The sequence below is a fragment of the Lysinibacillus capsici genome, from assembly GCF_003367505.1.
Classification (GTDB): domain Bacteria; phylum Bacillota; class Bacilli; order Bacillales_A; family Planococcaceae; genus Lysinibacillus; species Lysinibacillus capsici.
Window position 1 is genome coordinate 67,388 of record NZ_PXXX01000020.1, and the last position, 12,800, is coordinate 80,187.

Sequence of the window (12,800 nt, forward strand, 5' to 3'; positions counted from 1 at the left end):
AATATTAGTGTAACTGTAAAAATAAATTGAAAGATAATCCATTGCTTAAGAAAAAAATTTTCAGTTGAGTTTTTATTGGCAGTTCGTTAATATTGGCAAGGAACCTTTTGAAGGAGGCAGATAGCTGCAATGGTCTTACAAGATGCGGATAATGAACTTACGATTGACTGTTTGTTGCTTGCAGGACGCATTATGATTGAAAGTGGTGCAGAAACATACCGCGTTGAGGATACGATGCTGCGTATGGCACATTCTCAAAATATGCCAAATGCTCAATGTTATGCCACACCAACGGGCATCATTTTTTCGTTAGGCAAGACACAGCCAACAAGAATTACATCAATTCCCAGTAGGGTTACAGATTTGCAAAAAATCGCCTTGGTAAATTCAGTATCTCGTAGACTCACATCTCAAATCATAACATTAGAAGAAGCTTATGACGAGTTAAAGTCGATACAAAAAACAAATTATTTTTTACCAACTTATTTGCAGGTTTTGGCAGCTGCGCTTGCTAGTGGTTGTTTCCTTATTATGTTTAAGGGTGGATGGTCGGATTTTCCGATAGCTTTTTTGGCAGGCGGGCTCGGTTTCCTAGTACTTGTAATCATTAATCATTTAACAAGGGTAAAGTTTTTTTCTGAATTTACTGCATCACTCGTCCTCGGCTTTGTTGCCTTCTTTGCAGTAAATTATGGTTATGGTACTGAACTTGATAAAATTATTATTAGTTCCGTCATGCCACTAGTACCAGGTATTTTGATTACAAATGCTGTACGTGATTTAATGGCAGGTCATTTTATGTCAGGGATGGCAAAGGGAGCAGAGGCCTTTTTAACAGCCTTTGCTATTGGTGCAGCAATAGCCGTCACACTAGGATTTTAGGAGGCGGATAATATGCAGATGATGGACATTATTATACAATTAATAGTTAGTTTTTTTGCGACAGCTGGGATTGCCATTATTTTTAATGTTCCTAGAAAAACACTACTTCATTGCGGACTCGTTGGGGTAATTGGCTGGATTATATACTATGTTCTAACAGAGCAAGGCATGGATGTTGTCAAAGCTTCTTTCTTTGGCTCATTTGTCATTGCCATCGTTGCTCATTTATATGCCCGACGCTTTAAAATACCCATGATTATTTTTATTGTTGGGGGAATTATACCATTAGTACCAGGGGGCATGGCTTATAATGCAATGAGAAATGTGGTAGAAGATGATTACTTACAAGGCTTGCAATATGGCTTAAAGGCATTTTTAATTACAGGTGCTATTGTTATTGGACTAGTTTTTGCAGAAGTAATTATCCAACTCATATTCCGCTCAGTTCGTTCCAGTAAAGTAAAATTACAAAAGGTTTATAAAAAATAGAAGGAGACTGCGTGCTAAATAAACGCAGCCTCCTTCTTCATTATTGTTATTTTGTCAGTAATAGTTCAATCTCTTCAGGTGTAACAGGTTTACTAATATAATAGCCCTGAATGGCATCGCAGCCGTAAGTGATTAATAGATCTGCTTGTTCAGCTGTTTCTACACCTTCAGCGACCACTTTCAATTCCATGGATTTACCTAGTTGTACCATACCATTCATAAGCTTTTGGCTCTTTTCGGATTTCAAGAGTGAATTTGTAAACGTTTGATCGATTTTTAATGTACTTATTGGTAAAATTTGCATATATCTAAATGAGCCGTAGCCAGTACCGAAATCATCTAATACAAAAGAAATGCCTTCATTTTCAAGCTTACGCATTTGCTGTGCAATAGACGTTGCGGCTTCAGCTTCTAAAGCAAATTTTTCAGTAATCTCAATTTGTAATAGGTTCGCTGGACAACCTGTTTTTGTAATCATTTCAAGTATAGATTTTGCCATATTCTTATCACGGAATTCGCGTACAGAAGAGTTAATAGATACTTTTAAATCATAGCCAGCCTTTTTCCAAAGTAATGCTTGTTCACATGCCTTTTCCAGCATGAAGGACCCAATATTATTAATTAGACCTGTTTCTTCAGCGATAGGAATTAACTCATCAGGCGTTACGACACCTATTACCTCATCTTCCCAACGTACAAGTGCTTCAACAGCAGTAACTTTTCCAGAATACACATCGATTTGTGGTTGATAGAGTACCTTCAAGTTCTTTTGGTCAAGTGCTTGGAGTAAGCGCTTTTCAATTAATGCTTTACGATTTAAAGCTTTATGTGTTGCTGTTGATAAAGAAACAATTTTATCTCCGCCAGCCTCACGGACTGTTGAAATAGTAGCGATGGATGCCTTCATAAGCTGAGAGAATGTTGATTGATCCTCAGGATATCTAGTTATGCCACCACTAATAGAAATTGGTACAGCAATATTGCCGCTATAAATCGGATGTTGTTGTAAGTAAGATAAAAAGCCTTGAATAAACCATTCACTTAAAGGCGTAATGACAACAAAATCATTTTCATTTATACGAGCCATCGTGCTATCTTGGAAATACATTTTTATACGATTTGTAAATTCAACAATAAGGCTTTGATCGATTTGTTGATCATGTAATTCTTTAAGTGTATAAAATTTATCAATACTTAGATAAACAAATGAAAAGTGTCTCTCATCGTCAATCATATTGGTGATTACTTTTTCAAGTCGATGTGCATTCATCAAACCAGTTTCTGTATCAATGTAAGCAATTTTTTCAAGTTGGTGTTGAATCGTTTTTGATTTAGTTACATCCTTTTCAATTAGGATAAACTGTTGTTCATTTGTTTCAAGATTAACGAGGGGAATAGCCGTTAGTAGCACCCAATAGGATTGCCCCGTTTTTGTAATTTTTTCAACTTCTCCTTGCCATGTATGACCATTATTTAAATTACGCCAGATCGTATGTGTTATTTTTTCACTCACTTCATTATCAGGGAACAGTTGCCAAAAGGTTTTGCCGATAACACGCTTTGGTGTCCATTGGCTTGTTTTTAGAAATTCATTATTACATTCCAAGATAAATCCATCGTGATCGAGTGTAACGGTCATAAAGGTTGCATCTAAACCTTGCTTAAGGTTTACAAAGGTATTGCATTGAGAGATAGCCTGCGTCATTAATTCTGGGAGCATAAAAATCAATAGAATAAAACGTTCTCCCTCATCTGTAAAAGGTTTAGCTAGCAGAGCTGTTGTTATTTCTGAATTTGAAGTTGTGTGTACTTGAATTTTTTCTAGATACGTACTGTCCTCATTTTGTAAAATAGATTGAAGTGTTTCGACAGGAAGCTGACGCAGTAGATTTTCGTGTATAGATGGAGTAGTATTTCCTTTAATATCATTAGCTGATAAGCCAATCAGATGTTCAGCACTCTTTCCCCAGACTGTTGCTTGTCCATCTTGATTAATGATAATTGCAGGAAAAGGAAGTGAATTTAAATAATGTTCATCAATCGTAAATGATTTATGCATATGACTCATGATTATTCGATCTCCTTGGGTAATCAATATATACTAATATTATAGATAATAATCGGGAATTAGTCATTATGAATATATTTGTAAATATTTGATAGTAAAATTTAATAGGACTTTTCTAGTGAAATATAAGAAATGATTTGAAGAAAAGTAACAATTTTTAGTACGTATATAGGAAGCAGGATTGGTATGAAACGTTTAAAAGGAATAATATTTATCGTCTCGGGTGCTATGTTATGGGGAGCAACTGGCCCTTTAATGGAGTGGTTGCTTAATCATACACCTTTGACTGTATCCTTTATGTTAACAATCCGTTTATCGGTTGCAGGTATATTACTACTTACATATTTATTGTTAACAGGAAAAAATATTTTTGGAATTTGGCAGCACAAGCTATGGGGGAGGCAACTCATAGTTTTTGGTATTGCAGGTATGCTTGGTGTCCAATTTACATTTGTTGCTGCAATTAATGAAAGTAATGCTGTGCTTGCTACCTTACTACAGTTTTTAGCGCCAATATTTGTTGTCGCGTATGTCTCTCTTAGTTTAAAGAAATGGCCACCAAAATATCAAGTGTTAGGTATTATTGGTACCCTTATAGGGTTGTTTCTGTTACTAACGAATGCATCATTTGAAAGTTTACTTATTAGTCCAAAAGCCTTGTTATGGGGAATAGGAGTAGGCTTAACATTTGCATTTTACACCTTGTATCCTGCACGCTTAATGAAGGAGTGGAGTGTGCTTTTAGTAGTGGGCTGGGGGATGCTGGTGGGTGGCTTCACTTTGGGCTTAGTAAGCCGTGTTTGGCAGCAGTCCACTCAATGGGTTGTTCTAGTAGATTTTAAAATTTTAATGTTATTAGTTGCTTTAATATTTTTTGGAACAGTAGCTTTTATATTGTTTTTAAGTAGTATGAAATACATTACGGCAGTTGAAACGAGCATTCTTTCTAGTATTGAACCATTAACAGCAATGGTGATCTCTGTTATTATTTTCGGTACTTCTTTAGGTTTTTGGCAATTAATAGGAGTATTCGTTATGCTTGTTTGTGTAACCTGGCTTTCTATAGCAGGAGAAAAAGCATAAATATACTATAGTGTTAGTAGTTTTTAACTATCATTAAATTTTATCTACCAACAAGGGGGAAAGAATATGAAAGAAGTTTTTTCCTATGTAAAGCCATATAAATGGACAGCTATTTTTGCTTTATGTTTAATGCTTTTAGAGTTATTTGTAGAGCTTGTGCAGCCACTCATTATGGCAAAAATAATCGATGAGGGAGTAAGGGCACAAAATCAAGGAATGGTTTTGCAATGGGGGGCTGTTTTACTTGGGCTATCTTTTGTTGCCTTTCTGGCGGGCGTTATCAATTCTTATTTTTCTTCACATACAGCTCAAAGCTTTTCATATGATCTTCGAAATGCCCTGTTTGATAGGATTCAATCCTTTACGCTAGCAACCTATCAAAAATTCTCCACTGCATCGCTTATTACTCGATTAACAAATGATGTTACACAGGTACAAACGGTGCTGTTTATGAGCTTACGTATTATGCTTCGAGCGCCACTTGCTGTGATAGGAAGCATTATTATGGCTTTTGTCGTAAATCCGAAATTAGCTTTATTTTTAGTTATTGGTGCACCGATCATTTTTATTTTTCTTCTTTTTATGGTGGCAAAAGGTGTGACTTATTTTGGGCGTGTACAAAAGAGGGTCGATCGTTTAAACAGAGTTTTACAGGAGAATTTACAGGCGATACGATTAGTAAAGGCTTACTTAAGAGGGGCATATGAGGCTACACGCTTTGATGAAGTTGCATCACGGTTAAAGGTTGATACTGTGAAGGCCTTACGCATAATGGAATATATTATGCCGGTTCTTTTGTTCATTATGAATATGAGCCTGCTCGCAGTTTTATGGTTTGGTACAAAACAAATTGCTACAGGAACAACGCCACTTGGTGATATTGTGGCTATTGTGAATTATGCAATGCGTATGACAGGCTCATTTTCAATGTTCGCTTTTATTATTATCTTCTACGCACGTGCAAAGGCATCTGCAGAACGTATGGCAGAAATCCTTTCCGTTGAAAATGAGGTTGAAGATACATCTCTTTTAGAAGAAGTAGGTCATGCCACACAATATGGAGAATTAACCTTTGACCATGTTAGTTTTACTTATCCAGGAGGAGATGTTCCTGTTCTGTCAGATGTGAGCTTTCAAGTTAAGTCTGGCGAGAAACTAGCGATCATGGGGGCAACTGGTGCAGGAAAATCAACATTATTACAGCTCATTCCTCGGTTCTATGAAGTAACGCAAGGCAGAATACTTGTGGAAGGTCAGGATGTGCAACATTGGGATTTACAAGAGTTGCGGGAAGTGATTGGCTATGTCCCCCAGCAGTCATTGTTATTTACAGGAAGTATTGCAGATAATGTGCGTTGGGGAGATACACAGGCTGAAATGGATGCTGTATTACAGGCTACAATGCAGGCGCAAATTCATGCATCTGTTGAAGATTTTCCAAATGGTTATGATACCAAGGTTGGGCAAAAAGGTGTCAATTTATCGGGGGGGCAAAAACAGAGATTATCTATAGCTAGAGCTCTTTTGAGACAGGGACATATTTTAATGCTTGATGATAGTACTAGTGCTTTAGATGTGAAAACTGAACAGTCTTTGTGGGCGGCACTGAGTGAAGAAAAAGCAACGATGCTTGTTGTTACGCAAAAAATACGTACAGCTAAAGGTGCAGATCGCATTTTACTGATTGATGCTGGAAAAGTAGTTGCTTATGGCACACATGAAGAGCTTTTAGAGACTTCCTCGCTTTATAAAAAAATAGCTATCTCTCAACAGGAGGTGGAGGATTAATGGGATTTTTCCAGAAACCTTTTGGCTATGAACCGCTTTTGACAAAAGATGATCTGAAACAGGGTGTGAAGAAAAAGAAGGGGCCACGTGCAGCTGATTGGAGAAGTACATTGCTGCGGTTATGGAAAATTGTCGACGAACAACGTGCACTGCTTATTGTGGTGCTCTTATTAGTGATGATTAGCTCCATATTAGCTTTAGTTGGTCCTTATGTAATCGGTCAAATGATTGATCACTATGTTATGCATGGCGAGCTTTCAGGCTTAGATAAAGGGATTGGCTTATTAATTGGTATTTATGTGTTATTAGCCGTTTCACTTTTCCTACAAAACTATTGGATGATTGGCATCGCCCAGCAAACGATCTATAGATTAAGGACAAGTGTATTCACTCATTTTCAAAGACTGCCAGTGGCATTCTTTGATCGTCGTCAGCATGGAGAATTGATGAGTAGAATGACGAATGATATTGAAGCTGTCAGCTCAACATTGAACAGTTCCTTTATTCAGGTATTTTCAAGTGTTCTTACGCTTGGTGGAACCGTCATTATTATGCTCAGTTTAAGCCCATTGCTGACAGTTCTGACGATGATCATTATTCCACTGATGTTTTGGGCGATGCGATGGATTACACGTCGTACAGCACCACTGTTTAAAGAACAGCAGGTAGCTATTGGCGCCTTAAACGGGATGATCGAAGAAACAATTTCAGGACAGCGGATTGTGAAGGCATTTTCACAAGAGGAGCGAATGAAAGCAGAATTTCGTGAAAAAAGTTTGCGCTTAAAAAGAACTGGTTTTTGGGCACAGACATACTCAGGTTATATTCCTAAAGTTATGAACTTCTTAAATAATATGAGCTTTACCATTGTAGCAGGTGTAGGAGGAGTTCTTGCGTTATATGGACATGTATCGATAGGGGTAATTGTTATATTCACTGAATATGCACGACAATTTACACGTCCTTTAAATGATTTAGCAAACCAGTTTAATACAGTACTGTCAGCCATTGCTGGTGCAGAACGTGTATTTTCCTTGCTTGATGAACAACCAGAGGCAGAAAATGTGTCAGCACAAAAGCATCAGCTATTGGGACATGTAACGTTTAAGCAGGTGTACTTCAAATATGAACTAGAAGAAGAGGGGTACACACTAAAAAATGTAGATTTTAAAGTGGAACCTGGTCAAACGGTAGCCCTTGTTGGTGCAACGGGGGCTGGTAAAACGACAATACTTCAACTTATTGCAAGATTTTATGACGTCTCAAAGGGAGAGGTATTATTTGATGGTATAAATGTACAGCAAATTGATCGACAATCCCTTCGTTCACAAATGGCCTTTGTCTTACAGGATCCATTTTTGTTTGAGGCTTCTGTTCGCGAGAATATCCGATATGGTAGACTGGATGCGAGTGATGCAGAGATTGAGGAAGCGGCCAAGCAAGCTAATGCACATGAATTCATTATGAAACTAAAGGATGGGTATGATACTATTCTTGCAGCGGATGGACGCGAGATTTCCCAAGGCCAAAAGCAATTACTTTCTATAGCAAGGGCACTTATAGCTGATCCGAAAATTTTACTATTGGATGAAGCGACAAGCAGTATCGATACTGTGACAGAACTGGCGATACAAGAGGCACTCGATACGTTAATGCAAGGGCGCACGAGCTTTGTGATCGCACATCGTTTAAATACTGTCCATAATGCCGATATGGTCTTAGTGATGCATAAAGGGGAATTAGTGGAGGCTGGACCTCAGCAAAAGCTCATCGAATCAGGTGGTCTTTATGCACAAATGCTGCATTCATCCTCATACCATCTTGAGGAATAGATGGAAAAAGAGCAATTTCATTTGAAGTTGCTCTTTTTTATTGAATTAAAAATGTTATTAATTTGAATAAATGGTATAATTATTATATAACATTATTAAAATATGAAGCAGTAGATAGTTTAAAAGTAATGGGTTGTGAAAGAATAAATATCTCTATTTTAGAAAAATTAGTATATTATTTCTAGTAAATTTCAGTCATTTTACTGAATTTTTATAGTATAAATCCTTTTATTTTTCTAATATTTGAAGTAAAATTCTGATTAATAGCGGGTATTAATATATTTTGTTGCCAGCTTATTTTCATTCTTGCTACAATAGGGCAATAGTCTGTTACAGGAACGGAGTAAATGATGAATATTTCAGTGATGACAGTGTCTTTTCCATTAGATGGAGAAACATTGAAAGAAGTAAAGTTATTATGTGAAGAAGCAACAGTTCAAGATTATCGAGTCTATGAAACCATTATGAATGTACCTATGGCTAGCTCTTTCGAGAATAAAGGCTTCATGGTACTAGCGTATGAGGATGATAAGGATTTATTAGTTGGTGCTGCTAGTGCTATCGACTTAATGGGACTTCATACATATGAGTGGTCATTAGTGGTGACACCTGCATATCGACAAAAGGGTATTGGAACTGCCTTAGTTGAGGGTATACAAGTAGGGCTAAAAGAAAGAGGGGCAGAGGGGCAATTAGCTGTAGTAATTGATGGTTCCCCTTATGGGCATACATTTATTGAAAACAAAGGGTTTACCTATAGTTTTTCAGAAACGACCCTAGAAACAAAAGCAGAGCCCGTTACATTACGAAGTGATATAAATATTCAAGCCTATAACGGAGAGCAAGCTGAACTGATTACTATTTATTGTGAGGCTTTTGGAGATCTACCCGAAGAATCAGAAGAGCTTATTGCTTTTAATACATCAACAAATGGAAGAGAGCTTTGGGTTGCTTACAGAGATGGTGCAGTTGTTGGCACAGTGACTACAGCTAAGGAAAATGAAATCCAGTGGGTAACTGCACTTGCTGTACATCCAAATTGTGAAGGACAAGGTATTGGGACAGCCCTTCTTTCCTTTTCAAAGGATTATGCGAGTAAGGTTGGTGCAGCGTTTGTCATGCTAGATGTAGAAGTAGACAATAAAAAAGCACTTTCTGTCTATGAAAAAGCAGGCTTTATGAAAGCACAGCAAATTGATTATTATGTAAAACAATAGAAAAAAGGGTGATGAGAGGTATTTAATATCAACTCATCGCCCTTTTTTATCATAATCACCTACTATCTTCATATAATATTAATAAGCTTTAAGAAAGGAGTCGTGATCATGCGCATGCCAGCATTGCCAAAGAAGAAGTCTCCTCCGAAGGAAGCCCCTAATTCATGGTGGAAAGTTGTGAAAGCTTATTTATCCAAAGGGAAGTTTTATAAATTACCCCCAAGAAATTAATGATGCAAAGAAAAAAGTCGCCTTTTAGCGACTTTTTAATTTTCTAATAAAAATGTCTTTTTGGATGGACCGATTAAGTATAGCTCGTGCATGGCTCGTGTAAGAGCTACATAAAGTAGCTTTCGGTCAATGGGTGTATCGTAAAATGGTGTATCGTAGGCAGCTACAATGACAGCATCAAATTCAAGTCCCTTAGCTAAGTGACTTGGCACAACAAGTAACATTTCTTGATTAATAGATTCATTTTCCGTTAGTAGTTGTGAAGCAATATCATTGTCTTTTAATGCCTGTTGCATAGTAATGGCTTCTGCAGTAGTTTTGCAAATTAAAGCGATGGATCGATGGCCATTTTGACGAATAGCTTCAAAAATCTCTTTAACTTTGAAGGCATCGAATTGCTCTGCTTGAATAAAACTTGGTACTTTACCGTGACGCACAACGGGTTCTACTAAAGGTAGCTGTTCATTCATTTGCGCTAGAATTTGATTCGCGACTTCCATAATTTCAATTGTTGTTCGATAGCTTTTTTGCAAAGTGCGGAAGCTTGCACGAGGAAATAAGCTTTGGACAGGCTCCCAGGCTGTTAATGAGCGATAGCTATGGATACCTTGTGCTAAATCACCGACCATAGTAAACATATCTGTATCAAGACCTGCTTTTAAAGCAGCAAGCTGAAATAAACTGTAATCTTGGACCTCATCGATAAAGACAACACGCATCTTCCATTCATCTGCAATGCCTTTTAAACGTGCTTGTAAATAGTATAGTGCAGCTAAATCTTCGAGTGCCCATTGTTCTTTACGATGTGCCTGCAAAAATTGTTGCTGTTCAAGGTAATGCCATTCAGGGGCGAGTTCTGCTAATAATTCTGCATCGGTGAGAAGGGTACGATAGAGTGTTTTAATATTATGTTTGGGAAAGCGACGCATATAAGCTGATGCCGTTGTCTTCGTTTCTTTTTCAATGGCAGGAATTCGTTCATCACGCTCATCAATGAATTTTGTGACAACACGTCGCCGTTTTTCATCATCTCGAATTCCATTTAAGGCTTTACCCAATGCTTCATCATACTTTTTATGGAGTGTAGCTAAAACAGCCTGTTTTTTTTGACGTACATGGCTTGCTAAGACCTTTTTAATATGTTCAAGTCGCTTTTCGATAGGCATATATGAGAATTCATATAAAAACAGCTTCTTCAGGTGGGAAGCACGCATGATACAGTATTTTTCAATATAGACATCTTCGAATTGCTCTGCGATCTTTTGTTCCAGCTTTTGTACGTAGCGTTCGATGACATCACGATAGTAAAGTGAACCTTTCATTTCAGCAATCCAGGCAGTAGGCTGACTGCCTCCAGCAACGAGCAATTCTAATTGTTCATTTGGATTTTGAAGCTTAAGCTTTAATTTAGTGGCAGAAAGAACGTAGTCTGTAAAAGTAGTTTGGCATATTTTATCGACGCCAAGCTCTGGTAAAACATCGCCTATATAATCAATAAATAACTTATTCGGTGCTAAAATCATGAGCTGCTCAGGATTAAAATGTTCACCCATTGTATAAAGGAAATAGGATATTCTGTGTAGAGCAATGGTTGTTTTTCCACTACCAGCAGCACCTTGCACAATAATTGGTTGACGAAGATGTGCTCGAATAATTTCATTTTGTTCCTTTTGAATGGTTGAAACAATTTCAGTTAGACGGACATCAGCTTTTCCAGCTAATGCTTCTTGTAGTAGTTCATCATTTGTTGTTAGATCAATATCTCGTATATCGAGTAAATCGCCATTTTCGATCTTGTATTGCCTTTTAGCAAAGAGATGTCCTTTATGAACTTCACCACGGACATCGTACTCCATGTCACCAAGACGTCCATCATAATAAACATTAGCTACGGGTGAGCGCCAGTCAACAATAATGGGCTCATGGGTTTCACGATGAAATAGTGATGTTTTCCCAATATAAAGGAATTCTTCTGGGTCACCGGTTTTTTGGAAATGGATTCTAGCGAAATAGGGCTTCTTGCGAACGGCCTCTAGACCTTCTTTTTGATTACGTGCCATTTCAAAAAATCTAGCATTTGTTAAGATATTTAAATAACTTAAACTCGAATCTAAGTAATCAAGATCGGCCATAGATTTGCGGATATTTTCTTGAGCAGATTTTAAATCTCGTTGTGATTCGTCTAATATTTGTTGCATATAGCCTTGGGTATACGCTAACCGCTCTACTTCAGCCTGAAAATCTGGATGTTGTACAGTCATTTTTTAGCACCTCCTAGGTACTTACAATTTCAAAGTAGATTATCATACTACTATATATAATATTTACCAGCAAGTGAAAGCTAAAATGTTAATTATGCTACTATTACATGGGGCTGGAAGGTTTTTCTTTGAATAATAATAGAGGAGGTTATTGAATTTGGACATATTTGCACATAGAGGTGTTTCGATAAACTATCCAGAAAATACGATGGCTGCCTTTCAAGCAGCATCAAAGCTTCCTATAGCAGGGATAGAGCTAGACGTTCATTTAACCGCAGATAAAGAGGTAGTGGTGATTCATGATGAGACCATTGATCGTACCTCCAATGGCTCAGGCTATGTAAAAGATTTTACATTACAACAATTACGAACATTTGATTTTGGCTCGTGGTTTTCACGGGAGTTCGGAGATGAAGTAATTCCTACCTTAGGGGAAGTGTTGGAGTTATTTGCAGGTACCAATCACCGTATCAATATTGAACTGAAAACAGACATTATTGCATATGAAGGAATCGAAGCGCTCGTGCTCAAAGAAGTAGCAGCACAGCAAATGACAGAGCGGGTGATCATTTCATCTTTCAATCATGAATCATTGCAAACAATATCAAAAATAGCGCCTTATATAGAAAGTGCAGCATTGTTTGCAGAGGTGCTGGTGGATTTCCCAACTTACATTGCTCTTATACCAGCTAAGGCGTTACATGTAAGTTTGCCAACTTCCTTCCGTAAATCAGTTAAACTAGCTCTCGCTGAAGGTGCAACTGTACGTGTGTATACTGTCAATGAACAACGCGATGCTCGAAGTTTACAACAGCTCGGTGTACAGGCGATATTTACAGATGATCCAGAAAAAATATTAAGAGCCCTTAGTTAGAGCAAAAGTGGACAGTTAGGAGACAAAAGCTTCCGTGGAATCATTTGCATTTTCAAAATACCCACGGAAAGCAAC

General features: G+C 37.5%; 9 protein-coding genes. 7 read left to right on the plus strand and 2 right to left on the minus strand.

Going from position 1 to position 12,800, the window contains the following annotated elements:
- Positions 1–129: 129 nt before the first annotated feature.
- A complete protein-coding gene (locus tag C7B89_RS18755) occupies positions 130–882 on the plus strand; it encodes a threonine/serine exporter family protein (RefSeq protein WP_115674298.1) in 753 nt (250 codons plus the stop codon).
- Positions 883–894: 12 nt separating this feature from the next.
- Entirely contained in the window at positions 895–1,371 is a 477-nt protein-coding gene (locus C7B89_RS18760) for a threonine/serine exporter family protein (RefSeq protein WP_081010948.1), read from the plus strand.
- Between the two features lie 46 nt (positions 1,372–1,417).
- Here C7B89_RS18760 and C7B89_RS18765 read toward each other — a convergent pair whose 3' ends face one another.
- On the minus strand, positions 1,418–3,439 hold the full coding sequence (locus C7B89_RS18765) for an EAL domain-containing protein (protein ID WP_115674299.1): 2,022 nt from the start codon (positions 3,437–3,439) through the stop codon (positions 1,418–1,420).
- A 186-nt stretch (positions 3,440–3,625) separates the two neighbouring features.
- On the opposite strand from C7B89_RS18765, the gene C7B89_RS18770 reads away from it, so the two are divergent.
- The 4 genes from C7B89_RS18770 to C7B89_RS18785 all read left to right on the plus strand — a co-directional run bounded on the left by C7B89_RS18770 (position 3,626) and on the right by C7B89_RS18785 (position 9,359).
- The gene (locus C7B89_RS18770; RefSeq protein WP_048393305.1) at positions 3,626–4,522 is read left to right on the plus strand and encodes a DMT family transporter; all 897 of its coding nucleotides are present in this window, start codon (positions 3,626–3,628) and stop codon (positions 4,520–4,522) included.
- A gap of 66 nt (positions 4,523–4,588) precedes the next feature.
- Positions 4,589–6,310 (plus strand): ABC transporter ATP-binding protein, encoded by a 1,722-nt coding sequence (locus C7B89_RS18775; RefSeq protein ID WP_115674300.1) that lies wholly within the window; start codon positions 4,589–4,591, stop codon positions 6,308–6,310.
- Complete coding sequence (locus C7B89_RS18780; protein WP_115674301.1) at positions 6,310–8,142, plus strand: ABC transporter ATP-binding protein; 1,833 nt, start codon at positions 6,310–6,312, stop codon at positions 8,140–8,142. The genes C7B89_RS18775 and C7B89_RS18780 overlap by 1 nt, the downstream gene beginning before the upstream one ends.
- A gap of 347 nt (positions 8,143–8,489) precedes the next feature.
- A complete protein-coding gene (locus tag C7B89_RS18785) occupies positions 8,490–9,359 on the plus strand; it encodes a GNAT family N-acetyltransferase (RefSeq protein ID WP_233436290.1) in 870 nt (289 codons plus the stop codon).
- Positions 9,360–9,625: 266 nt separating this feature from the next.
- On the opposite strand, the gene helD is transcribed toward C7B89_RS18785, so the two are convergent.
- A complete protein-coding gene (helD, locus tag C7B89_RS18790; protein ID WP_115674302.1) occupies positions 9,626–11,851 on the minus strand; it encodes an RNA polymerase recycling motor HelD in 2,226 nt (741 codons plus the stop codon).
- A gap of 157 nt (positions 11,852–12,008) precedes the next feature.
- On the opposite strand from helD, the gene C7B89_RS18795 reads away from it, so the two are divergent.
- Positions 12,009–12,725, plus strand: coding sequence for a glycerophosphodiester phosphodiesterase (locus tag C7B89_RS18795; RefSeq protein WP_115674303.1), 717 nt, complete (start codon positions 12,009–12,011; stop codon positions 12,723–12,725).
- Positions 12,726–12,800: the final 75 nt, after the last annotated feature.

What these genes read in the sequence shown, in the direction of transcription:
- C7B89_RS18775 (WP_115674300.1), top strand. Translation starts at nt 4,589, where the DNA reads ATGAAAGAAGTTTTTTCCTATGTAAAGCCATATAAATGGACAGCTATT.
- C7B89_RS18765 (WP_115674299.1), bottom strand. Translation starts at nt 3,439, where the DNA reads ATGAGTCATATGCATAAATCATTTACGATTGATGAACATTATTTAAAT.
- C7B89_RS18770 (WP_048393305.1), top strand. Translation starts at nt 3,626, where the DNA reads ATGAAACGTTTAAAAGGAATAATATTTATCGTCTCGGGTGCTATGTTA.
- C7B89_RS18755 (WP_115674298.1), top strand. Translation starts at nt 130, where the DNA reads ATGGTCTTACAAGATGCGGATAATGAACTTACGATTGACTGTTTGTTG.
- helD (WP_115674302.1), bottom strand. Translation starts at nt 11,851, where the DNA reads ATGACTGTACAACATCCAGATTTTCAGGCTGAAGTAGAGCGGTTAGCG.
- C7B89_RS18780 (WP_115674301.1), top strand. Translation starts at nt 6,310, where the DNA reads ATGGGATTTTTCCAGAAACCTTTTGGCTATGAACCGCTTTTGACAAAA.
- C7B89_RS18760 (WP_081010948.1), top strand. Translation starts at nt 895, where the DNA reads ATGCAGATGATGGACATTATTATACAATTAATAGTTAGTTTTTTTGCG.
- C7B89_RS18785 (WP_233436290.1), top strand. Translation starts at nt 8,490, where the DNA reads ATGATGAATATTTCAGTGATGACAGTGTCTTTTCCATTAGATGGAGAA.